The following is a 26,993-nucleotide window of genomic DNA, read 5'->3' as shown; positions in this document are numbered from 1 at the left end:
ATTAACCTTTTCAGATTCTTTTCCAAAACATCATAAAATTTTGTTACTATAAATTTAAACGAATTGGTAATTTTATTTAAGAATGCTAATTGGAGTTGATAATATGAGTACTATTAATAAAGATGAGAAAAACACAAATATAAACAAATTATCCTTTTACTTGAATATAGCTAGTGGGACATTGATTATTATAGGTATATTAATATTTATCCTTCGTATCATATTGGATACTATGTATGGAGGTTCTCCTTTTAAATCAGTAGAGAGCATCTTTATTGTTGCCGGATTATTAATATCAATTGTGGCATATGCTTTAGAGAAAAACTGGAAAGAAGTCATCATATCTATTATTGTTACTCTATTCGTCATATTCATTCTATTCACATAAATTAACAAGCACTCAACTACGAGTGCTTGTTTTATTTTGAGAAATAATAGAACTCATATTAATCACTTTAACCATAAATCCCTCTCTCTCAATTATTACAACTTTCTGTAATGTTAATGCGCATTCAATAAAGCCAAAATATTAAATTAATATAGTAAACATCTACACTTCACGTTTTGTTACAGCAAGTAATATTGGAAAGTCTATTGTTACGGAGATGTGCAACTGAGTTGAATTTCAATTACGAAAACGTAACATCGCCCATAACCTCAAATTCTTCTGTTAGAGTAAACCTTGTCGTTGGGAGCGACGAAAAAATATAAATAAAACTGACAGTGTATTCTACCTATCGCTACTTCAATCAATGGTAGAATCACAAATTTTTGGGAGGACTTATTTATTATGAAAAAAATCGTTACAATTTCAACTCTAACAGCAGGCATCGGTGTAGCAGCAATAGGAATAAATGCTAATCATGCAGACGCTGCAGAATATAATCACCATCAAGCACCTCAACAACAAGGACAATTTAATCAACAAGGACCTAGAGGGTTTAATGGACAATTTAATCATCAAAATCATCAAAATTATAATCAAATGAATGGTCAATGGCATCCGCAATATAATCATCAATCTAGCGGTTATAAACAACCTCAGTTTAAACAACAATCATTCAATCATAATAACAACACATCAAATTCAACATCAGTAAGTAATAGTTCGTCATCAAGTTCAAGCAGCTCTAGCTCATCATCAAGTAGTTCATCTACAACTACATCAACTTCAAAACAAACAACATCATCTACATCTGGTAACTTATATACTGCTGGACAATGTACTTGGTACGTTTATGATAGAACTGGTGGAAAAATCCCTAGTACTTGGGGCAATGCGAACAACTGGGCAAGTGCAGCACAATCTTCTGGTTACACTGTAGACAATAGTCCTGAAAAAGGTTCTATCCTACAAACATCTGAAGGTACTTATGGTCACGTAGCTTATGTAGAAAGTGTCGGTAGTGATGGATCCGTTACTGTTTCAGAAATGAACTATTCAGGCGGACCTTATGTAACAGATACACGTACGATTTCAGCTAGCCAAGCTAAATCTTATAATTATATCCACTTATAAAAGTTTGAATTCGACATATGTTTTTGAAACTTGAAAATGTTTAACTGTTTAACTTATAAAAAAAGCGATTAAAAAATGCGATAAATATCCAAAAACACCCCTGCTAGCCATATGGTTAACAGGGGTGTTTGTTGTGTTTAAATTTATAATATTTACCTATACAAATGCACCCCATAAAGTTAGATTTTAGTCCAACTTTTGGGGTGCAACATTAGTCTTACGTCTTAAATTTCTACGTCCTCAACTATATTAGCTTCAAACTCATCAAGCAGTTCACGTGCTTCGGCAATTGATTTTGTCTCCATCAATTGGTGTCGTAATTGACTAGCACCTTTGATACCTCTTACGTATATTTTGAAGAATCTACGTAAGCTTTTGAATTGTTTGGCTTCATCTTTATCATATTTTTGGAATAATGATAAATGTAGTCTTAACAATCCTAATAATTCTTTACTCGTATGTTCACGTGGTTCTTTTTCAAAGGCAAATGGATTGTGGAAAATACCTCTACCAATCATGACACCATCAACGCCATATTTTTCAGCAAGTTCAAGACCTGTTTGTCTGTCTGGAATATCACCATTAATTGTTAATAATGTATTCGGTGCAATTTCATCTCGCAATTGTTTAATGGCTTCGATGAGTTCCCAGTGTGCGTCGACTTTACTCATTTCTTTACGTGTACGAAGATGGATAGAAAGATTTGCGATGTCTTGTTCGAAGACGTGTCTCAACCAATCTCTCCATTCATCAATTTCATAATAACCTAATCTCGTTTTAACACTTACAGGTAATCCGCCTTCTTTAGTCGCTTGAATGATTTCAGCCGCAACTTCAGGTCGTAAAATTAAGCCAGATCCTTTACCTTTTTTAGCAACGTTTGCTACAGGACAGCCCATATTTAAATCAATGCCTTTAAAGCCCATCTCTGCTAAACGGACGCTCGTCTCACGGAATTGCTCGGGTTTATCTCCCCATATATGTGCAACCATAGGCTGTTCATCTTCACTAAATGTTAAACGTCCACGAACACTGTGCACGCCTTCAGGATGACAAAAACTCTCTGTATTCGTAAATTCAGTGAAAAACACATCCGGTCTAGCCGCTTCACTCACGACATGACGAAAGACAATATCCGTCACATCTTCCATAGGAGCTAAAATGAAAAACGGACGTGGTAGTTCACTCCAAAAATTTTCCTTCATGATATATTTAAACCTTCTTATCTATTAGTATCTCGTATTTTTATGCATGATGATATTACCACAAATCCTGAACTTATACAAAAGGAATTTAGCCTAGTCACCCACTTGATCCAAGTATGTCTAAAAGTAGTCTAAAATTCATATGATCATAAAACAAATGTCTACTCTATTCTATTATTAGTTATACAATTTAACATTTAAAGGCTAATATTCTTATTTCTGAATGCCTATTTTTTTGATCGTAGTTTAAATATCCTTCAAATAAGTTAACCCCTTGATTTTGTAAATAAAACTATATACTTCAACCAATAATATAGACATTTAATGACAATTATTTTGTATTGTCTAAATACTAAGAATTATTTTAAAAATATTATTTTTTTATTTAGTAGCCTATGTTATTATTTAGTTGCAATATTCAAAAAATTATAGATGGGAGATATTTTTATGAAAACAACTAAAATTTTAGGGGCAACAACTTTAGCAGGAGCATTATTATTTACAGGGGTTAATGCGCACGCTGCTGAAAACGTATCTAAATCACAAGCTGAAGATAGTGTGAGAAATTTAGTAACTAATAATAGTAACTTTCATCCTAAAGAAGGTACTAACTTTACTGAGTTTTATCAAGATGATGTAGATTATCCAGTTGATAATAGTTATCCAATTATTTTTGGTGAAGAACCCAACCAATCTCCTACAACATTATTTGTTAAGAAAGATACTGGTGATATTTATGATTATGATGGTAATTTAGTTCAAAAAGGTTCAGTTGGTTCTGAAGATACTAATCAAAATAATGAACAACAAACACCAGCTACTGATAACACAGTAACTCAAGACAATACTCAATCACAATCTGAAGCTCAAACATTACCAGAAACTGGTGAAACATCTAACACAACTTTAGTTACTATGATTGCAGCAGTAATGTTAGCAGCAGGTTCACTATTAACTTTCAAACGCTTTTCTAAAGATAATAAATAAGTTCATATAGATTAATTTAGAGTACAAAGCATTGCTTTGTACTCTTTTTCTATTATTTTTGTTTTTCATAGTTCATCTGCCATTTTTGGGCGCTAATTTATCTCTTAATATTAAACAAATAATCATTAAAATGATAATTGGTATAAAGTAATAAAACGCATTTATATTTGTAAAAAATTCAAGTCCAAAGTAAAGAACGAATAATACAGAAAAGATAATATTAAATAATAGTCTTAAGTTTCTTTTTGTCATACCTCGTTCAAACCTCCACTCTAATTTTAGAAACTTGCCTCTCAAAATATATTTAAGCAAATATATTATTTATAAAATCTGTAAAGTAGGTTTCTAAAAAGGCTGCGATAATATATAGAGGTAAAGCAATTAAAACATAGATTTTGATTAGGTTAGTAAAGGCTAATTTAATAGAATAATTAGTTTTTTTAGTTTTTCTAAACATATTACTTACTTTTCTGACAATTGCTTGATTAAATTTATACAATGCACTAACTACGAAACAAAATGCTAGTAATTCTATAATTGCATGTGGAATCGATGAAACTACCATTATTGTACCTTTATGCAAATCAAAGTTAATCGCAAAACCAAACATTATTCCAGTTATGATTGTAGTAGATATTAAATTTAAGCAATATAAAAATGGAATTGGAATTAAAGAAAGTATGAACATTTGTAACGGAGTTTTAAAACCATTATTTACAATATATTGCCAAACTTTTCCTAAACCATGTGTTGCAGTTATACTAACTTTATCTCCAATATGTTTGAATGTCTCTAATGAGGGACTAAATATAAGCGCTAATATAAATGTGATCATCAAAACAACCATTGTACAAATAAATACTTTGAATGCACGTTTTACATAATTTTCATCTTTAATTTCGAACACTACTCACACCTCATTAATGAAAGTTTTAAAATATGTTAAATCTTTAAAAAATTATTCTCTCTTATATTTTTAACATAAAATGATTTCTAGTTACCATTAATTTTTAATTTATTTTTTAATTTACAATCTGAATTTATTAATTATATTCCATCTACATTAGATTCTGCTATAGAACTTTGTTAATATTTTATTACTTTTTATTCTATTAAATATTTTAATATTACATGATTTGGTTAATAATAAATGTTTTTCTACAAAGAAATCATTAATATTGATTTATTAAAATATTTAACTCCAATTTTAATAAAAAGAATGCCATAGAAGGAGACTTTATTATGAAGCATCTTCGGAGATTTTTATTCTTTTTTATATTAATTTTTATAATTCATTACGTTATTGACTGGATTTTAGGTAAAGATTTTTCATGGGGTGACTGTCTAGCAACAAGTATTATATTAGCTTTATTTTTCACTCCAACTTCTGATTTACTGAAGGATAAAAATAAATAAAAGTTCGAAGCTAGTACATAAAGATGAAAGAGGTCGATGATATGTCTACATTAAGAACTATTTTAATAATTTTTATATCTATTTTTGTTGGTAATATGGTATTGATGATTTTTGAAAGTGCTCCAATCAATATATGGATTGCTAGATTAATTGGTGGCATCGCATGTGCTATTACTGCCTTGATAATTACTCGCTATTATCAAAACAAAAAATCTAAAAATTGAAAAACTATCATAGTCAAATATTGACTTAAAATACAAAAGGCAACTTTTAATGTAAGTTGTCTTTTTTCTGACTTTGCAATAAAACCTACATATTCCATAAGGTAATAAGACTTATATGATGAAATATAAAACAAAAAGTAGTATTTTAAAGTTGACGATTTCTATATGATTACTCAAAAAGGGGACTTCTTTATGCGGTTTATGGATATTTTTAAAAATTGGGCAAACGATTATGACCAAACAGTTAATGGTAATAACGAGGAATATTATGATGTATTTTATAACTATAACGATCTAATTTCACAAATATCTAAAAAGGTTTATGGTGATGTTCTAGATATTGGTGCTGGTACCGGAAATTTAACAGAGTTAATGTATAAAAATAATGACATTAAAAATATTTTCTCTATTGATCCTTCAAAAGAAATGCGTGAGGTAGCCAAAAGAGATAAGAATATCAATATTGAATATGGTCATTTTTTAGATATTCCTACGACTAAGAAATTCGATTTTATCGTTGCTTCATTTTCTTTTCATCATCTTACTTATAAAGAGAAAGATACTGCGTTTAAGAATATGAAAAGGCATTTAAATACGGATGGACGTATTATTATATTAGATACGTTATTCAAAGATGAATTATCTAAAAAAGAAATTATAGAGAAGTATACAAAAAAGAACTACATTAATTTAGTTGAAGACTTAAAAACCGAATACTATCCCTATCTAGAAGAGATAGACACTTTACTTAAGAAAAATGATTTCCAATACAAAATCACTCAAAAAAACACCTTTGCATGGGAAATCATTATAGAAAACAAATGATGATTAAAAAGGCTAAAAATTGAAGATGATTTGAGTCAAATGCTGAATTAAAATACAAACAGCCTGGGACATAAATCAATGTCTCAGGCTACAATTATATATAGGCAGTAGTTGACTGAATTGAAAATGCACTTGTATCAAGCTTTTTTCAATTATAGTCAACCTTGCCGGGGTGGGACAACGAAATAAATTTTGGAAAAATGTTATTTCTGTCCCACTCCCTTAATACTGTCTATTCGATTATACGAGTTAAATACATATAATCCCTATTATTGTTTAATTTTTTTAAGGATAAAAGAAACACAAGCACATACTACGATTAAACCAATTAGTATAGCTCCAGAAACCAAAGTATTTCCTGTCCATTCAATTCCTACCTCTGAACTACCATTACTTTCAAAATTAGCGTAAGAATTAAATATCAATAATAATAAGAGACCAATGCTTGAAACCACACCAACAACATCAAAAATGAATTTAGTATATGGATACTTTATGTTTTTAGTTAGCATATTTTCCACACCCTTTTTCTTCAACATAACATATTAATTTATATGTGTAATCGGTATATATGAATTATTCATTTTAATTTAATATTTTTCACTTTAAATATCTTAATCTAATTCCTTTATTTTTATAAAAATAAATAAAATATGTAGATGAATATTGTATTTTTAAGTTAACATGAATTATAAGGAACTTTTTAATGAAAAGGGTATTTTTATGATAAACATTATATTCAATAATCAAAACTAGATGAATAAATATGCTTTTCATTAAAAATCATTAGCAATCCCGTTAAAAATCTTATTTATAAAAAATAGAATTTTAAAAGTAACGTGAAAGGTTGAATATACTATGACTAAATCTAAAATAAGAACTATTTCTTTTTTACTTTTAACTTTATTTGTAATCGTATATGGAATACTTGTCATTACAACAGATTACATTAATGCTTTATATTCATTGCTATTTGTTGCTATTGTCGCAGTATGGGGATTTACCACAGACATTTTAACTAAACCTAATAAGGAAGATGATGAACATAGAAATGATTAAATTGTATATATAGAGGTGAAACATAATAAATGAAAAAACATAAATCAATGCTTGTTTTAACCACTATTTTATTTTTAATTTGTCTAACTGTTGCTGCCTATTTCATTTTTTATGAGCACAACTATTTGGCTAGTTTATATCCATTAATTTTGGCTTTTGTAGATAGTGTTAAATTTTATACATCCTATCAAAAAGTGAAAGAACATAAATAATTTAAACAAATGAGGTATTTTAACATGAACGCTGAAATTTTATTCATAATCATGATTTGTTGTGGTTTATTACCGATAATCATTTCTATGAACGAACGTAATAAGAAAAATAAAAAATAAACTATATTATTATAGATAAATGTATCCCCTCAAAGTTAGATTCCACTTCTAATTTTGAGGGGATTTTTCATTGATAAAACATACAAATTTCGTTTTAAAAAAATACCAAAAATATAAAGAACATATGCCATATTCACTGTTCAACAAAATCATCCATTTTTCTAAAACAGTCCGCTATACATATCAGTTATGTTTTATTCGAGATTTAAACCAAAACATTCCTAAAACTGCTGATAACGCACATGATAGAGTGAGTAATACAATATGACTGTTTTCTATTAAAATACCTCCAACGACAGAACTTAATGTGATGCCTAAATACATTGCTGTTTGATTCCATGACATGGCACTGCCGGATGTTTCACGATGGCGTTTAGATATAAAGGCTTGAAAGGCTGAAAATACAATATAGCCACTAATACCTAATAATGTTAATAATGGATAAACCAGATAGATATTTTTAAACGTAATCCCTACTAGCACTAAAGCAATGGCTAGTCCGATAAATGTGCTAGAAATCAATGTATTATTTTTCAAACGATCGGAAAGTACGCCACCTAGTAGACTTCCTACAAGTGCTCCCACACCATAAAATACAAAGGCAATTCCCACAATGCTTGAATTTAAATGATTGATATCTCGTAGTGCACTGCCTAAATAAGTATACAAACCATAAATCGCAAATGCCCAAAATGTAGTCACAACAACATCTTTGATAATAGGAGAAAGTGTTTTAGCATCAAGCTGACGATCACTTCCAGAATTAATATGATTTGGATATATAAATATGATTAAAATAGCACTGATGATTGAAGCTATTGAAAGATATAAAAAGACAGTTCTCCAATTTGTGATATTACTTAAAAGATTTCCTAGTGGTGCACCAATCCAAATTGAAGTTAAAAATCCAGAAGTTGCTATTGATAGCCATAGTCCTTTTTTAGAAGACGGTGCGAGATCCCCTGTTATCGCAAACACTGAAGATGTAATCATAGATGCAGAGGTACCTGCAATTATTCTACTAATTAACAGTAATACAAAGTTGGGAGTTAAAAACGTTAAAAAACTAGATAAAGCAAAGAAGATTAAACCAACGACTATATTACGTTTTTTCCCCCATTTATCCGTTAATATCCCAAATATTGGAGCCATGATAGCATACATAATTGAAAATACTGTCACAGACCAACTAGCTTCATATTTAGAGATATCAAAATTTTGTTGAATGTTTGGCAACAAAGGCGATATGACAAATAAATCCGTACCAATGATAAATAACGTAATCCATGAAATCGCTAATTCTAGTATTTTAGTAATTTTAATATTCACGACCAACACCTCTAAAATTTATTATCTATATATAATTGTAATCCTTTTAATTTGAATTTTAAAATTAATTACAATTAATCAATTAATGAATTATATTTTTAAAGGATAACGATATTATTTAGACATTTAACGAGATATACGAAAGCAATCACCCCAAAAGTGGATATTCAATCCACCTTTGGGGCTTTTTAAATACATTGCTACCTCCCACTACCATTTCTCTCGCAACTTTTTCAACATCACACACCACAAAACCAAAATCGAAATTATTTTTTCAAAGAAAAAATAATTTTTAACTGCACGTTCTCTCCTTATACTGCAACACATCCCTATCCCCTCCTCCAAATGAAACTTTGTTCATTCCAAAGTTCAAGTTCAAGAGAAACAATTTTCAATTGTTTCTTAGTTTACAACTTGAATACGTAAAAAAGGAGGAAGAGACATGACATATATTCAAGTTTATATTGAACTATTAATAAAACACAGTGCCCCACCATAATCACAAATCAATCATTACTAAGACGACTAGAACCACGACACATTTTGTCAGTGGTTCTATTTTTATTTCTACCAACTTAAAACACTCAAAACATCATGATAAAGCGTTTTAAATCCATATCTACAAAATCATTGAAACGACAATTATCAAGCAACTTTTTCAATATAATATGGCTAGGGAGGGCACGACACTGTGGGGTACAAAACAAAAAGAATTTTATCTATTTATAAAAAATTGTTATCTAACCATCACGTGAACGTTAAACATATGGCTGAATTTTTTAATACAAATGAACGCACGATTCAAAGAGATATTAAAGATATTAAGTCATTTTTAAATACACATAATCAAACAATAATATATGAAAAGTCAACATGTAATTATTATTTATCATATCAATTCACTCAAGACAATAACCCTACTTATATCAATGTAACTTATGAAATGACTTATCAACTTTATAGACAATTAAACAAACAATATGAAACGTATACCATTCAAAGGACACGTCAAACAATCACAGTGGTACTTGCGATATCAGAGTCTGATGCACTTAACCTCTGTTTCATGTATCGACATTCTTTACGTTTGGTGTCACCTCAAACATTAATTGAGACATTTAGCAAAGAACTATGGAAATTACAAAATAACTATATATTAAATAAAATTTAAGGGAGATTCCTCACATGAAAAAAATTCTAATACTATTAACTTTACTAATTACTTTTGCGGCGGCTTGTTCTAATGGCCCCGCAAAACAAGCTGAAGGAAAATGGAAAAACAGTGAAGGTCAAGAACTGACAGTTAAAGACGATAAATTAAAAGTTAACATTGAAGGATCTACAGTTGAAGGAACGATTAAAGACGATGAAGACCATAAAGATTTAGCTAAGATCAAATTGGTAGGTGAAACAGCTTACGTTAAAGTCAAAGATGACACACTTACAGTTACCGAAGAACCCGGTGAAGCAGCAGATGACGAAACTACATTCACACGTGTGAAATAATATTTTAAATTCAAAGGATGTTTTTTATAGTGAAAAGAATTTTAGTAAGTATATTAGGCGCAACATTACTATTAACAGCTTGTAGTACATCACATCAAGACGACGGTCAGTCTAACTCAAGTCACAAAGCGGAATCAGACAAACATCAAACTAAGGATAGTTCACATCATTCAACTAAAACTGTTCAACTTAAACAATTGTTAGACAATCCAAAAGAACAATTAATCGTTACATTAAAAAACGATAGTATTCCAAGTGAAAAAGTATCTAACAACGATTTCATCAAACATCCAAAAGATAGTTTGAAAAAATTCAGTATCACTAATATTGGCTATATTAAAGACGGACAAGGTTACAACTATAGCGACAAAATCAATGATCAAGTAAGTTTTGACCAACTTGTTAGTACTGATGTTTCAGATATTGACCGTAAATTAACTAAGTTAACTGAATATGAGATGAATCATGGCATTAATGATGACCAAAATAAAGTCAACATTAAATACGAGCCTTCTGATTTGAAAACTATTTTATACACTAAAAAAGGTGACGTCCTCAAAGAAGACGTGCAATTAGCCGATTATCAAAGAGAAATGGATATGAGTGGTGACATTGGTGAAGAAAAAACAGATTGGCTATCTAACCATAACAAAATTGATGAAGATGGCTTAAAAAGTAACTTCCCTCAATCGTCAGACTACGAAATCGAGCCATTTGAATATAAAGGTAAAACATTTGCCGGATTTGCGACATTAACGAGTGATGTTGATAATGACAATCAACCTAAAATTGATCAATATATTTCAGAATTAACATTAGTTGAAGTACCAAAAAATACTAAAGTCACTAAAGATGACAAAGATGACGTAACTAAAGTTATTGATTATAACGATACCGATTCTGGCAAACAAGAGAAAGACAAAGAAGATCATTCATTCGACAATTTATAAACTTCTATGTATAGGCACCATTAATCACTGTATTTATGGTGTCTTTCATTTTATAAATCATTATCTTGTTTCATTTTAAAAAACCTGTATTGGGAGGTTAAAAAACATGACGAACTATTTATCTAAATTTATATTTTACGATTAATCATCACTGTGAAATATAAATAAAAATCACAAAAATAATGAGGAGTGTTTTTAAATGAAAAAATTAACCATATTAGGTGCAACAACATTAGCAGGAACTTTATTATTTACAGGAGTTAATACACATGATGCAAATGCATCTGAATACCAATTAAATGGTAATAATGTTCAATCTATTGCTACATCAGTTTGGCAAAATAATGGTGGCAATCCTGACAGAGTTAAGTTCGACAAAACGCAAGATAAAGGAGACTATTATCTTTTAAATTATCATAATGCTTCTAATGTTGGCGGTGGTGCTATCAGAGTATATAAAGACGGAACTGTAGAAAATGGTTCAGGTCTTTTAGCATCAAACGATGATTCTGATGCTGAATTTTATAAATTAGGTAAATATGATTTTGATAATTCAAAAAGCAATGACCAACAACAAGCGACTGACAATAATGTAGCTACTCAAAACAATAATCAATCAGAAAAAGCGACTGACAATACAGTAAATACTCAACAAAACGATCAACAAACACAAGCTACAAATAGTAATGCTACAATTCAAAACAATACCCAAGAACAATCACAAGCTAAAGCATTACCAGAAACAGGACAATCTAATACAACATTCGTTACAACAGTAGCAGCTATTTTATTAGCTGTAGGTTCATTACTAACATTCAGACGTGTATCTAAAAACCAATAACAACTAATTAAGGAAGTATCTCAAATCATAGATACTCCCTTTTTTATTATTCATTTGAATCCATATCTATTTCTGTAGTATTTCCACGTTCTAAATCAGCTATAGATTTAGCTAAATGTTTAGCGTTGGCCGGTGATTGTTGTAAGTACATTGTTTCCATGATGGCATTATAATTATTTTCGGAAATCAATACAGCATTATGTTCATTAGTAGTAATAATCACAAAATCTAAATCAGTATTCACTTTATTTATCAGACTTCTAAAATTTTTTATAGCATATGAATAAAAAACTACGGTCATAATAAAAAACACCTCCGTTTAAATTTATTTTATTATAAATTCAACGAAAGTGTTTCTAATTTATTAATACTATTTAGAAAGAGGACATATAAATATCTTCTCCGACTATTTCCTTAATAAACCATAATTGATATCTCTATTTAATCTTCATAACGTGAAACGACTGTAGCGATACCTTGTCCGCCACCAATACATAATGAGGCAAGTCCTGTTGGTTTGTCCTCGTTTAATTGATGTAAAAGTGTTACTAAAATGCGTGCACCTGATGCGCCGATAGGATGACCTAACGCAATTGCGCCGCCTTTAGTATTAACTTTATCTTCTGGTAATTGAAGTTCTTGATTTACAGCTAAGGCTTGTGATGCAAATGCCTCGTTTAACTCAAATACATCAATGTCATCTACTGATTTATTTGTACGTTGTAATACTTTATTAACCGCTTCAACTGGTCCAATACCCATAATAGAAGGATCAACACCACTTGTACCGAAACCATCTAACACTGCGATAGGTTTGATGTTTAATTCTTTAGCTTTATCTTCAGTCATCACTAACATCACAGATGCACCGTCATTAATGCCTGAAGCGTTACCTGCAGTCACTGAGCCATCCTTTTTAAAGACTGGTCTTAAATGACTTAATTTATCCGCTGTTGTTCCTTTGCGAACGCCTTCATCTTGAGATACTACTAGAGGTTCACCTTTACGTTGTGGTACTTCAACTGGCACAATCTCTGCGTCAAAAGCGCCACTATTTTGTGCTGCTTCTGCTTTTTGTTGGGATTGAGCTGCAAATTCATCTTGAGCTTCACGACTAATGTTATATTTGTCGACTAAGTTTTCAGCAGTAATACCCATATGATAGTCATTAAAGACGTCCGTTAGACCATCTGCTACCATACTATCGACTAATTTTTGGTCGCCCATTTTAAATCCAAAGCGCGCATTTTTCATTAGCATTGGGGACTGTGACATGCTTTCCATACCGCCTGCGAGTACGACTTCATTATCGCCAGCTAGAATAGATTGATACGCAAGTTGAATAGATTTCAAACCTGATCCACATACTTTATTAACTGTAAATGATGGTACTGTTTCTGGTAAGCCACCTTTCATCGCCGCAATTCGTGCAGGGTTTTGTCCTTGGCCAGCTTGTAAAACATTGCCTAAGATAACTTCATTAATTTCTTTAGGATCGATATTTGTTGTTTTTAAAATGTGTTGTATTAAAGTTGCTCCTAATTCGTAGGCAGGTAGGTCTTTAAATGCACCTCCAAAAACGCCAATTGGTGTACGATATGCTTCAGCTAAAACGATTCTAGACATAAGACATATTCATCTCCTTCTCATTTATATATAGGTATGTCATGTTTTCATCATTAATGAATAAATCAACGTTTCCTCACCCATAACATCATGGATAAATCACTCATCAATTGAGTTAACATGAAAAGTTAGTGACTAAATTTTTATTTACTCATTGTTGACATTTTACCAAAATTTTATTCATATTTACCAGAAAGAGCCTATTAACAAGCATCATTATTTTAAATTAAAACAGCAATTGAAAATGAAACACTAGAGTATTCATATAGTTCTTTAAAATGATTAAAATAGTATTCAGCATTTAAAAATAAATCTATAGACTAATACGTCATATTTATAGCGAGACCCCCGAGAAAACCGTACTAGTTGAAGACCCTAGAAATATTCACGGATTTATCTGTGTCGTATTTCTGGCTAAAACTGAACCTTGGGAAGGGTACTAATTGAAAGCAGTATATAAAAATAAACCAACTAAAGTTGGAGGCTTTAGTTGGTTTTATATGTTGGTCTGTTTATATTTTATATTTTTTAGCTTACATTATAACTCTTCGTTAAGGTTTGGGTTTAGGTTCGATTATGATTTATAACCGAAATCTGGAATATTATGCCAACGCTCTTTAAAGTAATGTGCGATAGCTTTTGGCTTACGATCACGAGTGAAGATACCTTTTTTATTACCTTGAACACGGATAATACCATTTGATGTTTCAAAATCAGCAAAGTTCCATGTTTGTTCACCAATAAATTGAGGATATTGATCCATCACTTCATGATTGGCTTTATAGTATCTTAATTGATATTCTTCTGTAAACATTTGATCATCAATCGCATGCATACCTGCAACTGTATCAGCGCCATATTCTGTAAACATAATTGGTTTATTAGGTTGACGCTTAGACCATTCAGACAATTCTTTATCCAATGCTTCTTTAGCACTTTCTAAATCACCTGATTGTGTGTACCAACCGTAATATCTATTGAGACAAAGTACATCAACTAAATCTTGTACTTCACAAACATCTGGTTGCGCCATTAGAATTGTAACAATTGTCACTGGTCTATTTTGTGGATCTTTTACTCTAGCTAGGTTAATAAATGGTTCAAAGTATTCTTTCGCACCTTTTTCATTAGAAGCTGGTTCATTCGCAATAGACCACATTACTACACATGCGTGATTTTTATCTCTTTCAATTAATCCTTCAATCACTTCTTTGTGCGCTTGATGTGTTTGAATATCTTTCCACGTATCTTGTTGTTCGGCATCACCAATAAGTTCGACTGCGAAGTTAAGATGAATACCAACACCAGTTGTTTCATCAATCACAACAATACCTTGTTCATCAGCTAGACGCATCATTTCCTCTGAATAAGGATAGTGTGATGTTCTAAATGAGTTTGCGCCAATCCATTTCATCAAGTTAATATCCATCACATTAGCTGATTCATTTAAGCCACGTCCATTATAAAAAGTATCTTCGTGTTTACCGAATCCTTTAAAGTAAAATGGCTTATTATTAATTAAGAATTGACCGTTTTTCACTTCAACTGAACGAATACCAAAACGTTCAGTATAAACATCCACGCACTCAGTACCATTTAATAATTCTACTTTCATATTGTATAAATAAGCATTCAATGGTTCCCATAGACGTGGATTTTCAATAGTAATCTGACCTTCAGTACCCTCATGTTCAGCGACTACTGTTCCTTCTTCATCTAAAACAGTTACTTTAACTTTGTCGATTTGATCACCGTGTTGTTGTGTGCTCACTTTGTAATTCACAATACTTTGTGATTCACTTTTTACTTCAGGATTAATAACAATGTCCTCAATATAAGTTTGAGGTGTTGAATAAATTTTCACTGGGCGATGAATACCTGAGTAGTTAAAGAAGTCAAAGTTAGGTACATTGACAGGTGTCACATTGCCGTCTTTATCTGTACGTTCACTATAGTTTCCTACAGGTAATGTACTGTGTGTCAGAACATTGTTCACAACAACTGTTAAACGGTGTGCACCAACAGTAGCGATATCAGAAATATCCGCTTCAAATGGTAAAAATCCACCTGAATGTGTCACGACTTCTTGTCCATCAATATAAACTTTAGCGTGATGTGTCACAGAGCCGAATCTTAATACAATGCGTTCACCTTTTAGATGTTTAGGAATAACGATGTCGCGTTCATAACATACATCACCTACGTGATTTCTAATTGTTTGAATCACACCTTGATCATTAAATGAACCGGGAACAGCCATGACCTCATCTGTATCTAAAGGTTGACTCACATCAATTTTCTCTTGATGCTGAATTAATTTAAATTTCCATGTTCCACATAAATCAAGTAGTTGTCTTGTTTCTGTAAATATTGGATATAACAACTTAAGCTCCTCCTATTCATTAAACACCAGAATATGCGTTAAATCCTCCATCAATCGGTAATACTACACCATTTATAAAGCTAGATGCTTCTTCGCTTACTAGGAATAATAATGCACCAATAAGTTCTTCTGGTTTACCAAAGCGTTCCATAGGTGTCGCATTGATGATTTTTCTAGAGCGGTCAGTGTAACTTCCGTCTTCATTCAATAATAACGCTTCATTTTGTTTTGTTAATAAAAATCCTGGTGCAATCGCATTGACGCGAATATTAGTTTTAGAGAAGTAAACACTTAACCATTGTGTAAAGTTACTAATTGCTGCTTTAGCACCACTATAACCAGGAATTTTAGTTAATGGTGTAAATGCGTTCATAGATGAAATGTTGATAATTGATGCTTCTTCTTTATCTAACATATCAGTTGCGAATACTTGTGAAGGAATAAATGTACCTAAGAAGTTAAGATCCATCACAAATCCTACGCTCTTTTCATCTAAATCGAAGAATGTCTTACCTTCTTGATCAAGTTGGCCTTCAAAACGTTCATCATCAGTTGTACCTTTTGGAGAATTTCCGCCAGCACCATTAATTAAAATATCAACGCTACCGAAAGCTTCATTAACTTCTTTTTTTACTCTTTCCATGTCCGCTTTTTTAGTGACGTCTCCTAAAAATACTTTAGATTCTCCACCTAATGCTTTGATTTGATCAACTAAACCATTATTATCATCTGCAATTCCAACCATAGCGACTTTAGCACCACTTTGTGCTAATGCTGTTGACATCGCACTTCCAAGTACGCCTGTTCCGCCTGTAATTACTACTACTTTGTTAGTTAAATCTATATTGAAAGGTAATTTCATAAATTGATTTCTCCTTTAGTTTATTTGTTAGTTTTACTAACTGCTTCATATAACCCGTTTAAATATGTTGCACCTAAGGCACGGTCATACAATCCATAACCTGGTTTGCCTGTTTCGCCCCATATCATACGTCCATGGTCAGGTCTAATTGGTCCTTCATATCCGAAATCATACATTGCTTGAACGACTTCATACATATCAATAGATCCATCTTCAGATAAATGACCAGATTCTTGGAATGATTTGTCACCAATTAATTTAACATTACGTGCATGTACAAAATGAACACGGTCTTTTTGGCCGAAATAACGTAACATATCTACAAAGTCATTTTTTCTATCTGCACCTAAAGAACCAGAACACATTGTTAATCCATTACTTCTAGAATCATATAAGTTAATGAATCGTTCTAAGTTTTCTTTGTTAGTGATGATACGTGGTAAGCCAAAGATATTCCAAGGTGGATCGTCCGGATGTATCGCCATTAGAACGTCTTCCTCTTCAGCAACCGGAATGACTTTTTGAATAAAGTAATTTAAGTTTTCCCATAATTTTTCTTCATCCACTTGTTTATAATCTTCAAATAATTGATTTAAGTCTTCTTTTGTATAACTTGAATCCCAACCAGGTAATGATAATTCACCACTTAGTGGATTCATTTTTTCAACATCTTTCTCATCATAAATTAAGCATGTAGATCCATCGTCTAAGCGATAATCTAATTGAGATCTTGTCCAGTCGAATACTGGCATAAAGTTATAACATACTGTGTTAATACCAACTTGTCCTAAATTGCGTAAAGTTTGGCAATAATTTTCAATATATTTATCTCTTGTCGGTTTACCTAATTTAATATCTTCATGTACTGGTACACTTTCAATCACAGATATTTCCATACCTGCATCTTCTACTTCTTGTTTTAATGCTTTGATTTTATCTAATGGCCATACCTCTCCAACTGGCACATCGTATATCGCAGTTACAATACCTTTCATCCCTGGTATTTGTTTAATATATTCTAAGCTAATGGGATCATCTTTCCCATACCATCTAAATGACATTTTCATAATATTGTCCTCCTAAATAAGTTTGAAATAATGATATGCATTGTTATAACAGATGTTCTCAATCATTCGTTGTAACAATTGATCATCATTTGGAATTTCACCTTTTTCTACTAAATCACCTATAAAAGTAGATAAAATTCGTCTAAAGTAATCATGTCTTGAGTATGAAATAAAGCTTCTTGAATCAGTAAGCATACCTACGAAATGCATTAATAATCCTTGGTCTGCTAATGATGACATTTGGCGTAACATACCTCGTTTTGTATCATTAAACCACCAACCAGCACCGTGTTGAACTTTACTTTGAATACCAGGTTCAGTTTGGAAGTTTGCAATCGTAGAACCTACAATATCGTTATAAATTGGGTTTAAATTATATAAAATCGTTTTTGGTAAATGATTACCTTGTTCCATCATGTCTAACGTTGCGTTTAAATGATACGCTAAGTTGTCTTGATCTCGGATAGAATCAAATCCAGCATCTCTACCTACTTTTTCAAACATTTTAGTATTGTTATTTCGGATAGCGCCAAAGTGAATTTGCATTACCCAACTATGTTCATGATAGGCTTTACTTAATTCGTTCAAAATAAATGTTTGGAATTGGAATGCTTCATATTTTGAAACGTCTTCATTATTTATAGCCTTATTGAAGATTGCTTCAATATCTTGTGTTGTATAACTTTCAAAATGTATTTCTTCTAAACCATGGTCAGCAAGACGTCCGCCTTTGTCATGGAAGTATTGAATACGTTGATTTAACGCATCTACAAATTGAGATGGATTATCTATTTTATGTGTTAAGCCTTCTAATTTTTGTATTAAATCAGTAAATGCTTTGTCACCAACTTTGAACACATCATCAGGTCTAAACGCTGGTAAGACTACAGTTTTAAAATCGTTTTGTTCTTTAATTTCATCATGATATTTTAAGTCATCTGTTGGGTTATCAGTTGTACAAATCAAATTAACATTTGAATTAGTGATTAATGATTGTGTCGTCACGTTATGTTCTTTTAAATAATCATTTGCCCGGTGATAAATCTCTTCGGCGTTGTCACTTGTTAATAAGTCTTCAATTTCAAAGTACATTTTTAATTCTAATTGTGACCAGTGATATAGTGGATTACCAATTGAATTTTCTAATGCTTCAGCCCACTTTTTAAATTTCTCAAGTGGTTCAGCGTCTCCAGTAATGTATCTTTCTTCAATACCTTGTGCACGCATTGCACGCCATTTATAATGGTCACCACTTAACCATAAGTCAGCAATATTATCGCATTTAACATTATCACTAATTTGTTTTGGATCTAGGTGACAATGATAGTCGTAAATCGGCATTTCTTTCGCGAAATCATGATACAAGTGTTTAGCTGTTTCATTTTCTAGCATAAAGTCTTCGTTAATAAAAGCCATGCTCATTTCACTCCTTATATTTCTTCTCTTAATGCAAGTTCTTTAACAATTTGTTTATGTCGTTTATCTGTTAATGGATACCATATGAAGAAGATAATTAATGCAAGTAAACAAGCCACTGCCGGTACTGCGAAGAATAATATTTTAAGACCTTGAATTGTACCAGCTGATTGTTCTACATTTGGTTTGTATCCTATTAATGTTAAAGCTAAACCAGGTACAAATCCTGCAAGTGCTTGTAATACTTTTCTTGTGAAACTGTAACTAGAATACGTAATACCTTCAGAACGTAATCCAAATTTCCATTGTCCGTATTCCACAACGTCAGCAATGAATGCCCAAATAACAGTGTTTGGAATAACTAAGAAGAATTGTGCAATAGTATTCATTACTAAGAACATGATGTGGTTTTCACTAAATAATAGGAAATTTATAGATTCGAATACTACAAAACCACCAATACCGATAAGTGCTGTTGCTTTTTTACCCATTTTTTTACTAATAAGTGTTGTTGCATATAATGCAGGTAATAATACAACAAAGTTCAATGTACTTACTAAACCTACTAAATTAGGTTCATCTAATACATATTTAAAGTAGTAAAGCTGACAAGATTGAATTAAGAACATTGACATGATTGTTAATAATGTAAAGATTGCTAATACTGCAAATGCTTCGTTTTTCACTAAGTTAAAGAATGCTTTTTTATTAAGACCTTTTTCTTTAGGACGTTCAACAACGTGACGTTCTTTAACACCTTTATAGCAAATCAAATGGAATATAACACCGAATACTGCTAATCCAGCAACAACTACTGGATAACCTATAGCATGGTTATCAAATTTTGATACTAATGGTATAACGACAATTCCTGCTATAAATAATGCACTTTGTGAACCTAAGTTTCTAAATACAGATAATTGTGTTCTGTCATCTGAGTTCATTGTCATAGCAGCAGATAATGAACCGTAAGGAATGTTAACAACTGAATATGCGGCATTGAATAGTAAGTATGTAGCAAATGCCCACACTACTTTTCCTGTATAACTAAAATCGGGTGCAGTAAATGATAAGACCGTTACAATTGCTAATGGTACAGTTCCATATAAAATAAATGGTTTGAATTTACCTTTGGGACCAATATTACGTCGTGAGTCGACGATAGTACCTACACCAGTATCAACAAATGCATCAAATATCTTTGCTACCAAAAATACAAGACCACCATAAAATGCTGAAATACCTAAAATATCTGTAAAGAACATCATTAAATAAATTTGTCCCATGTCAAACATCATACCGTTACCTAAGTCACCAAAACCGTATGATAACTTTTCTTTAAATCCTAAAGCAGGTTCTGCAATATGATTAAGTTTTTTAACTTTTCTACTTTCTCTTTTTTCAACTGTGTCTCCCATAATCGTGCCTTCTTTCTATCTATTAATGTCTCGGTTACTTTGAATAGACGCGTAAATATTTTCTAGACTTGCATAACTAAAATCACCAAATATATTGTGTTTATAGCTCATGTTATAAATTCCAAATTCAACAATTTTTGCTAAATTCCATTTCTGCATAATCCCATAAATGACACCTACGCTAAATGCATCCCCAGTTCCTAATCTATCCAATATATCGACATCTATAGGATCAGTTTTTACTATCTGATTCTGTGTAGATAGAAATACTTGTAAGCGGTTTCTTTTATGGCTAAAAATTTTTCTCTGTACAAACGCAATATATTTAATATTGTATTTATCGTGAATTTGTTCTAAATATGGTTGTATTTCCTCAATGTCAGCCATTCTATCTAATCCATCTTTTTGGTCATGTCCTTCATTGTCTGGCAATGCAATTGGTTCATAACCGAAGACTAAATCCACATCATATAATATGTCTGACATTTCTTTTCTAGCTGTTTCAAAATCCCATAAAGCAGCTCTAAAATTCAAATCGCAACTTACAAATAGACCTAGCTTTTTGGCTACTTTTACAGCTTTTTTCAAAAATTGTAATAGCTCGTTATTCAAACCAGCTGTAATACCTGTTATGTGGAACCAATCATGCCCCTTTAGTATTACTTCGATATCATCATCACGATGATAAAATTGACTAAATGTACTCATTTGACGATCATAGATAAGTCGATGTGCGCGTTGTGCATATCCACTTTCAGTAAAATAGAGTCCTAACCTTCCTTCTGCTTGGCTCACATGCTTTGTATCAACGTTATACCGTTTTAAGTTTTGAATGATTTGGTTTCCTAAATCATTGTTAGGTACAGCGCTAATCATTGCAGTATCAACGCCTAATCCTGATAATCCTATGGCGACGTTCATTTCTGCACCGCCGTAGTACGTATCAAATGATTGAGCTTGATTGAAGGTTTGATGATTCGGTGTGCTTAATCGCATTAAAATTTCGCCAAATGTGATGAATGACATCTCATCACCCTCTTATTTTTTTGAATTTTTCGACAAATTTTTGTGTGTTTTCTTTGATAACTGAATCGTTACCGTCTTTGGAACCTTTCATTAATGCACTACCAATTCCAACTGCATACGCACCTTTTTGATACCAGTCTTCCATGTTATCTAATGACACGCCACCAGATGGCATTAATTCAATATGTGGAATAGGTCCATGTATATTTTTAATAAAATTAGCTCCTAATAAATCTCCAGGGAATAATTTCACTAAATCAACACCTGTTTCCATTGCTTGAACAATTTCTGTGACTGATCCACAACCTGGTAAATAAGGTATTGAATAACGGTTACACATTTTAGCAATTTCAGGATCAAAGTGTGGACTAACTACATATTCTGCTCCATTTAAAATAGCTAATCGAGCGGTAGTACTATCTAAAACTGTACCTGCACCAATCACTACATCGTCATGTGTTTGATGTTGATTTAAATATTGAATAACTTCTTCAGCTTGTGGTGTTGTAAAGGTAATTTCGATGTTGTAAATACCGCCTTCTATCATTTGATTTACAGCTGCGATAGCATCATCTTTACTTTTACCTCTTACAACAGCTACAAGGTAATTTTCATGTAAACGATTTAATATCTCTGCTTTTTTCATTTACTCAGCTCCTTGCTATTTAAAAAGTTTTTTTCTTCGCCAACCCAACTTCATTATATTTCCAAATGAGAAAACGTCAATTCAGTGTAAACTACTAGGAATTAATAAAAAATAAAAACCCTCTCATCCAATCTTTAAAAAGAGTTGGTATCAAAGGGTTTTTAAAATATGCTCATTTTCAGTGTGAATTCAACGAGTGAAACAATTAGACGTACTAAATTGCATTTGAGAAGCATAATTTTATATGATTTTTTGTAATTTTTTTAAGTCTTTTATAAAATTTTGACGTTATTTTCAGAAAAATCAGCTATTTGCATATTTTTCTTTGTGTTTAACTAGTGAAAAACAAAAATGAATGATAATTTTAAAATGTAATGTAAAAGTTAAACAAAATCATAAACATTTACATTATGTAACTTTTTCATCGTTTTCACCATTGTAAGATTTTTTATATTCTAAGGGCGCAAGTTGATATTGTTCCTTAAAACATTTTGAAAAATAGCCTTGTTGTTTAAAACCTACATAGTTTGCTATTTCTTCAATTGTCATAGGCGTATTGATTAATAGATCTCGTCCTTTTTCAACACGTAGTTTCATAATGTATTGAGACATAGACTGACCTGTTTCTTTCTTAAATAATCTTGAAAGATATGATGGCGCCAACCCAACTAAATCAGCCAATTCTTCTAGATGTATCGGGTGGTCTAAGTTAATTTTAATATGTTGAATGACTGTGTTGATATTAGAACTATAATTTAATGATGTTACATTTAATGCTGTTCGCGCATAATCACTGATCATTTGTTTTGAAACCATTTCTAATGTTTCGACATCCATAGCATCATCAATTTTAGCAGCATAATATGCTGATAGTTCATTGATGATGAGTAAATTCACTTCTGCTTTTTCTATACTTTTACGGCATAGCGTATTAAGCAGATAGGCTTTGTATTTTTGATTTAATAAATCATCTTTTACACGCCTAATACCGGAAACAGAAACTTTCATTATGGAATATAGATTTAACGCTTCATCAATATTGCCATTTTGAATTGCTGTAAGCATCTTATTCTCAATGTCATAAGCTGTTTTGATTTGGTTAAATGTATATTCATATTGTTCTTTGTCGTGCGAATGGGATTCAGGATTACGATGAAAACTAAAATCTAATTCTTCAACTTTATAATTTACATTTCTATTTTTCAAATATCGTACTGTTAGACGCCCCATTTTTAATGCTTGGCTATACTGACAAACAGGTATTTGTAAAAGGTATTGTTTTAAAATTGATAATTTAGAATATTTAATTTGTACTTGTTGTAACATCTCATGGCATCTTTTTTCATTAGGACGTTGATGTAAAAAAGGTCCGAGAATGACAACTCGATTATATTTTCTATACTTAAATAATAAAAAATTAACATCAAATTGATTCACATAATGATAAATACAATCACTTTTCATATTTTCTAAAAGTTTCTTTAACTCTAATTTGTATTTTTTACTTTTAGTATTGGTAAAAGGAGACTTTAAATGGTTACTGATATTTTTAATATCGGATAAGTCATAATGATTTATATCAACCATTAATAATTCAAACGCATGTACTTTTAAAACATCAAAAATTTGTTGATTCAACATAATAATCACCTTCACTTAAGACTATAAACAGAATGGAAAGGATTGAAAAATTTGAATTATTCACTAGAACATTTTCAACCTCAACATGACTATCTCATTTGTGTAGATTCTGATGGTTGCGGTATGGATACAATGACAATTAAACATGAACGTGCTTTTGGTCCAGCCCTACTTGATATTTGGAACTTGGACGATATAAAAGACGAAGTACTAGAACGTTGGAACCAATTTAACCTATATGAAATTACACGAGGTATTAATCGATTTCAAGGTCTGGAAAAAATGCTCACAGAATTACATGAGCAAGGTCGTACAGTTGACGGCTATCAAGACATTAAAGAATGGGTAGACAACACTTCAACATTTTCTAATCCTCAATTAGAACAAGATATGAAAGCGCATCCAGAAAAGAAAGGACTACGCTTAGCTTTAGATTGGTCTAATAGAGTAAATGAATTAATCGTGAATTTACCTAGTATAGGTCCATTTGATAATGTACATTCTGCTTTGAAACATGCACATAAAGATGCAGATATTGTTATTGTATCATCTGCCAATTTAAAAGCAGTAGAAACTGAATGGACAGAGCATGAGCTTACACCATTTCTTTCAAGTATATTTGCGCAAGAAGCAGGCACTAAAAAGCATTGTATTAACCAACTAAAACCATTTTACAAATCTGGCCATATTTTAGTATTAGGAGATGCCAGAGGAGATTTACAAGCAGCTCAAGACAATCATGTTCATTTTTATCCAATATTAGCGGGACATGAAGCACAATCTTGGTATGACCTAGATCATACTTATATCGATTTATTTACTAATAATCAGTTTGATAATACTATTCAAGACCGTGTAATTCAACAATTTTATAATAATTTTGACTAAGGAGTGGCTTATTTATGGTAAAAGTAGATCTAAAATCTAAACCTTATAATCTTAACGATCAACAAATTCAATGGGTAGAAAATACACTATCAGAACTTACAGATGAAGAAAAAATTGGTCAATTATTTTTCAATTTATTCTTTTTAGAAGACGATGCAAACTTTAATGATAATGAATTAACAAATAAAGATATTCTTGATAAATACCATATTGGAGGCGCAAGATTCCAAGGTGGCAATGGACAACAAGTACAACACTTACTTAACGATTTACAACATAACAGTAAAATCCCATTACTCATCGCTGCCAATTGTGATTCAGGTGGTAATGGCGCTTGTAAAGACGGTACTTACATTGCTTCTGCAGCTCAATGTGAAGCAGCTCAAGATACTAAAGTTGCATATAATGCAGGATATGTTTCTGGACAAGAATCTAGTGCATTAGGTGTAAATATCAACTTTGACCCTTGTGTTGATATTCTTGAAAATTGGAGAAATACTATCGTTAATACTCGCGCATACGGAACAAATGCTGACACAGTGATTAAATATACAAATGCCTTTATCGAAGGCTTTAACCAAACAAAAGATATGATTACATGTATCAAACATTTCCCAGGTGATGGCACAGAAGAACGAGATCAACACCTTGTTTTAGGCGTAAATGAAATGACTCCAGACGAATGGGATCAAAGTTTCCGTAAAGTATATGCTAATCACATTGATAATGGCGTTGAAATGATTATGTCTGGTCATATCGCACTACCTCACTACTCTAAAAAATTAAACCCAGCTTTAAATGATGAAGACATTTTACCAGCAACATTATCTAAAGAATTAATTACAGATTTATTGAAAGATGATTTAAACTTTAACGGACTTGTTGTAACTGATGCGAGTCATATGTTAGGTATGACAGCTGCGATGAAACGTGAAGATTATGTACCTCAAGCCATTGCTGCTGGTTGTGACATGTTCTTATTCTTTAACGATATTGAAGAAGATTTTAATTTCATGCTTAATGGTTATAAAAACGGCGTTATTACTGACGAACGTTTAAATGATGCTGTAAGACGTATTCTTGGATTAAAAGCAAAAATTAATCTACATGAAAAACAAGCTAATAACACTTTAGAAAAAGATGAAAAAGCATTAGAAGTTGTTGGTTGTGATAAACATATTGAAATGCAAAAAGAAGCAGCTGATTTAGGTATTACACTAGTGAAAAATACACTTAACCAATTACCTATTCGACCTGAAACACATAAAAACATTCGTCTTTATGTTATTGAAGGTGAAAAAAATGGATTGTATAAATCTGATGACTCACTTACAGATAATTTAGTATCTATATTAGAAAAACGAGGCTTTAATGTAACAGTAAACGACGGCTCAACACGTATTAAAGGTAAAACTTTAGAATATCGTGATGAAGTTGATGCTGCTTTAGTATTTGCCAATATTGTAGGTTACGCAGCTGAAAACAACTACCGTATCCGTTGGTCAACTGCTATGAGTAATGAAATTCCTTGGTATGTACATGAAGTGCCAACAGTATTCACTTCACTTAACTTCACAACTCATTTACATGACGCAACAATGGTTAAAGCATATATCAATGCTTATCATTCAAATCAAATCAGTTTAGAAACAGTGGTAGATAAAATCATGGGAGAATCAGCCTTTAAAGGGGTACCAAACGACCTAGTTTGGACAAATAAATGGCAAGCTAAATTATAGAAGTTAGTGGTATTTCTGCTTAATATGCTTGTTATAGAACAAAAAACAGTATAAGAATAAACCCTAGAAAAATAGCCAGTAAATGAGT

Annotated in this window: 27 protein-coding genes; 13 read left to right on the top strand and 14 right to left on the bottom strand. The window is 31.5% G+C overall.

What is annotated here, in order from left to right; all coding sequences use genetic code 11:
- The first annotated feature begins 103 nt into the window (after nucleotides 1-103).
- Both HMPREF3125_RS03010 and HMPREF3125_RS03005 read left to right on the top strand, forming a co-directional pair.
- Nucleotides 104-388, top strand: coding sequence for a hypothetical protein (locus tag HMPREF3125_RS03010; RefSeq protein ID WP_123186392.1), 285 nt, complete (start codon nucleotides 104-106; stop codon nucleotides 386-388).
- A gap of 402 nt (nucleotides 389-790) precedes the next feature.
- Entirely contained in the window at nucleotides 791-1,519 is a 729-nt protein-coding gene (locus tag HMPREF3125_RS03005; RefSeq protein ID WP_070451861.1) for a CHAP domain-containing protein, read from the top strand.
- A 224-nt stretch (nucleotides 1,520-1,743) separates the two neighbouring features.
- Here HMPREF3125_RS03005 and HMPREF3125_RS03000 read toward each other — a convergent pair whose 3' ends face one another.
- Nucleotides 1,744-2,724 (bottom strand): tRNA dihydrouridine synthase, encoded by a 981-nt coding sequence (locus HMPREF3125_RS03000; RefSeq protein WP_017637509.1) that lies wholly within the window; start codon nucleotides 2,722-2,724, stop codon nucleotides 1,744-1,746.
- Between the two features lie 447 nt (nucleotides 2,725-3,171).
- Here HMPREF3125_RS03000 and HMPREF3125_RS02995 point away from each other — a divergent pair, with 447 nt between their 5' ends.
- Nucleotides 3,172-3,711, top strand: a complete 540-nt coding sequence (locus HMPREF3125_RS02995) for an LPXTG cell wall anchor domain-containing protein (RefSeq protein ID WP_017637510.1) — start codon at nucleotides 3,172-3,174, stop codon at nucleotides 3,709-3,711.
- Nucleotides 3,712-4,015: 304 nt separating this feature from the next.
- Here HMPREF3125_RS02995 and HMPREF3125_RS02990 read toward each other — a convergent pair whose 3' ends face one another.
- Nucleotides 4,016-4,618 carry a stage II sporulation protein M gene (locus HMPREF3125_RS02990; protein ID WP_070451855.1) on the bottom strand — a complete coding sequence of 201 codons (603 nt, stop codon included), beginning with the start codon at nucleotides 4,616-4,618 and terminating at the stop codon, nucleotides 4,016-4,018.
- A gap of 335 nt (nucleotides 4,619-4,953) precedes the next feature.
- On the opposite strand from HMPREF3125_RS02990, the gene HMPREF3125_RS12780 reads away from it, so the two are divergent.
- The 3 genes from HMPREF3125_RS12780 (at nucleotide 4,954) to HMPREF3125_RS02980 (ending at nucleotide 6,176) form a co-directional block, all read left to right on the top strand.
- Nucleotides 4,954-5,127, top strand: coding sequence for a hypothetical protein (locus HMPREF3125_RS12780; RefSeq protein ID WP_176745275.1), 174 nt, complete (start codon nucleotides 4,954-4,956; stop codon nucleotides 5,125-5,127).
- A gap of 41 nt (nucleotides 5,128-5,168) precedes the next feature.
- Complete coding sequence (locus tag HMPREF3125_RS02985; RefSeq protein ID WP_046467340.1) at nucleotides 5,169-5,351, top strand: hypothetical protein; 183 nt, start codon at nucleotides 5,169-5,171, stop codon at nucleotides 5,349-5,351.
- 192 nt (nucleotides 5,352-5,543) lie between these two features.
- Nucleotides 5,544-6,176: a class I SAM-dependent methyltransferase gene (locus tag HMPREF3125_RS02980; RefSeq protein ID WP_070451852.1), complete on the top strand. Its 633-nt coding sequence runs from the start codon at nucleotides 5,544-5,546 to the stop codon at nucleotides 6,174-6,176.
- A 269-nt stretch (nucleotides 6,177-6,445) separates the two neighbouring features.
- On the opposite strand, the gene HMPREF3125_RS02975 is transcribed toward HMPREF3125_RS02980, so the two are convergent.
- The gene (locus HMPREF3125_RS02975) at nucleotides 6,446-6,688 is read right to left on the bottom strand and encodes a hypothetical protein (RefSeq protein WP_017638433.1); all 243 of its coding nucleotides are present in this window, start codon (nucleotides 6,686-6,688) and stop codon (nucleotides 6,446-6,448) included.
- 346 nt (nucleotides 6,689-7,034) lie between these two features.
- Between HMPREF3125_RS02975 and HMPREF3125_RS02970 the strand changes: the two genes are divergently transcribed.
- On the top strand, nucleotides 7,035-7,235 hold the full coding sequence (locus tag HMPREF3125_RS02970; RefSeq protein ID WP_070451849.1) for a mobilization protein: 201 nt from the start codon (nucleotides 7,035-7,037) through the stop codon (nucleotides 7,233-7,235).
- 515 nt (nucleotides 7,236-7,750) lie between these two features.
- Here HMPREF3125_RS02970 and HMPREF3125_RS02960 read toward each other — a convergent pair.
- Nucleotides 7,751-8,896 (bottom strand): MFS transporter, encoded by a 1,146-nt coding sequence (locus tag HMPREF3125_RS02960; protein ID WP_070451842.1) that lies wholly within the window; start codon nucleotides 8,894-8,896, stop codon nucleotides 7,751-7,753.
- Nucleotides 8,897-9,587: 691 nt separating this feature from the next.
- Here HMPREF3125_RS02960 and HMPREF3125_RS02955 point away from each other — a divergent pair.
- From HMPREF3125_RS02955 to HMPREF3125_RS02940, 4 genes are all read left to right on the top strand, one after another.
- Entirely contained in the window at nucleotides 9,588-10,067 is a 480-nt protein-coding gene (locus HMPREF3125_RS02955) for an HTH domain-containing protein (protein ID WP_070451840.1), read from the top strand.
- A 14-nt stretch (nucleotides 10,068-10,081) separates the two neighbouring features.
- Nucleotides 10,082-10,402 carry a hypothetical protein gene (locus HMPREF3125_RS02950; protein WP_017637593.1) on the top strand — a complete coding sequence of 107 codons (321 nt, stop codon included), beginning with the start codon at nucleotides 10,082-10,084 and terminating at the stop codon, nucleotides 10,400-10,402.
- 29 nt (nucleotides 10,403-10,431) lie between these two features.
- Complete coding sequence (locus tag HMPREF3125_RS02945; RefSeq protein WP_070451837.1) at nucleotides 10,432-11,352, top strand: membrane lipoprotein lipid attachment site-containing protein; 921 nt, start codon at nucleotides 10,432-10,434, stop codon at nucleotides 11,350-11,352.
- A 199-nt stretch (nucleotides 11,353-11,551) separates the two neighbouring features.
- Nucleotides 11,552-12,193, top strand: a complete 642-nt coding sequence (locus tag HMPREF3125_RS02940) for an LPXTG cell wall anchor domain-containing protein (protein ID WP_070451832.1) — start codon at nucleotides 11,552-11,554, stop codon at nucleotides 12,191-12,193.
- Nucleotides 12,194-12,239: 46 nt separating this feature from the next.
- Here HMPREF3125_RS02940 and HMPREF3125_RS02935 read toward each other — a convergent pair whose 3' ends face one another.
- The 10 genes from HMPREF3125_RS02935 to HMPREF3125_RS02890 all read right to left on the bottom strand — a co-directional run bounded on the left by HMPREF3125_RS02935 (nucleotide 12,240) and on the right by HMPREF3125_RS02890 (nucleotide 24,278).
- The gene (locus HMPREF3125_RS02935; protein ID WP_070451829.1) at nucleotides 12,240-12,494 is read right to left on the bottom strand and encodes a type II toxin-antitoxin system Phd/YefM family antitoxin; all 255 of its coding nucleotides are present in this window, start codon (nucleotides 12,492-12,494) and stop codon (nucleotides 12,240-12,242) included.
- Between the two features lie 140 nt (nucleotides 12,495-12,634).
- Nucleotides 12,635-13,819, bottom strand: coding sequence for an acetyl-CoA C-acetyltransferase (locus tag HMPREF3125_RS02930; protein WP_070451827.1), 1,185 nt, complete (start codon nucleotides 13,817-13,819; stop codon nucleotides 12,635-12,637).
- A 574-nt stretch (nucleotides 13,820-14,393) separates the two neighbouring features.
- The gene (gene uidA / locus HMPREF3125_RS02925) at nucleotides 14,394-16,202 is read right to left on the bottom strand and encodes a beta-glucuronidase (RefSeq protein ID WP_070451824.1); all 1,809 of its coding nucleotides are present in this window, start codon (nucleotides 16,200-16,202) and stop codon (nucleotides 14,394-14,396) included.
- Between the two features lie 19 nt (nucleotides 16,203-16,221).
- The gene (locus HMPREF3125_RS02920) at nucleotides 16,222-17,064 is read right to left on the bottom strand and encodes an SDR family oxidoreductase (RefSeq protein WP_017636681.1); all 843 of its coding nucleotides are present in this window, start codon (nucleotides 17,062-17,064) and stop codon (nucleotides 16,222-16,224) included.
- A 20-nt stretch (nucleotides 17,065-17,084) separates the two neighbouring features.
- Nucleotides 17,085-18,131: a mannonate dehydratase gene (gene uxuA, locus HMPREF3125_RS02915; protein ID WP_046467332.1), complete on the bottom strand. Its 1,047-nt coding sequence runs from the start codon at nucleotides 18,129-18,131 to the stop codon at nucleotides 17,085-17,087.
- A gap of 12 nt (nucleotides 18,132-18,143) precedes the next feature.
- Entirely contained in the window at nucleotides 18,144-19,547 is a 1,404-nt protein-coding gene (gene uxaC, locus HMPREF3125_RS02910) for a glucuronate isomerase (RefSeq protein ID WP_070451820.1), read from the bottom strand.
- A 14-nt stretch (nucleotides 19,548-19,561) separates the two neighbouring features.
- Nucleotides 19,562-20,965 (bottom strand): glycoside-pentoside-hexuronide (GPH):cation symporter, encoded by a 1,404-nt coding sequence (locus HMPREF3125_RS02905; RefSeq protein WP_070451818.1) that lies wholly within the window; start codon nucleotides 20,963-20,965, stop codon nucleotides 19,562-19,564.
- Between the two features lie 15 nt (nucleotides 20,966-20,980).
- Nucleotides 20,981-21,991, bottom strand: coding sequence for a sugar kinase (locus tag HMPREF3125_RS02900; protein WP_070451815.1), 1,011 nt, complete (start codon nucleotides 21,989-21,991; stop codon nucleotides 20,981-20,983).
- Between the two features lie 4 nt (nucleotides 21,992-21,995).
- Nucleotides 21,996-22,637 (bottom strand): bifunctional 2-keto-4-hydroxyglutarate aldolase/2-keto-3-deoxy-6-phosphogluconate aldolase, encoded by a 642-nt coding sequence (locus HMPREF3125_RS02895; RefSeq protein ID WP_029056615.1) that lies wholly within the window; start codon nucleotides 22,635-22,637, stop codon nucleotides 21,996-21,998.
- A 408-nt stretch (nucleotides 22,638-23,045) separates the two neighbouring features.
- Nucleotides 23,046-24,278 (bottom strand): helix-turn-helix domain-containing protein, encoded by a 1,233-nt coding sequence (locus HMPREF3125_RS02890; protein WP_070451812.1) that lies wholly within the window; start codon nucleotides 24,276-24,278, stop codon nucleotides 23,046-23,048.
- A 51-nt stretch (nucleotides 24,279-24,329) separates the two neighbouring features.
- Here HMPREF3125_RS02890 and HMPREF3125_RS02885 point away from each other — a divergent pair, with 51 nt between their 5' ends.
- Together HMPREF3125_RS02885 and HMPREF3125_RS02880 are read left to right on the top strand one after the other, a co-directional pair.
- Nucleotides 24,330-25,166 carry an HAD family hydrolase gene (locus HMPREF3125_RS02885; RefSeq protein ID WP_070451809.1) on the top strand — a complete coding sequence of 279 codons (837 nt, stop codon included), beginning with the start codon at nucleotides 24,330-24,332 and terminating at the stop codon, nucleotides 25,164-25,166.
- A 14-nt stretch (nucleotides 25,167-25,180) separates the two neighbouring features.
- On the top strand, nucleotides 25,181-26,905 hold the full coding sequence (locus HMPREF3125_RS02880; RefSeq protein ID WP_070451805.1) for a glycoside hydrolase family 3 protein: 1,725 nt from the start codon (nucleotides 25,181-25,183) through the stop codon (nucleotides 26,903-26,905).
- Nucleotides 26,906-26,993 lie beyond the last annotated feature (88 nt).

The organism is Staphylococcus sp. HMSC13A10 (genome assembly GCF_001808005.1).
Lineage (GTDB): Bacteria > Bacillota > Bacilli > Staphylococcales > Staphylococcaceae > Staphylococcus > Staphylococcus pasteuri.
The sequence above is the reverse complement of the archived record's forward strand: the minus strand, read 5'-3'. Positions and strand labels throughout refer to the sequence as shown.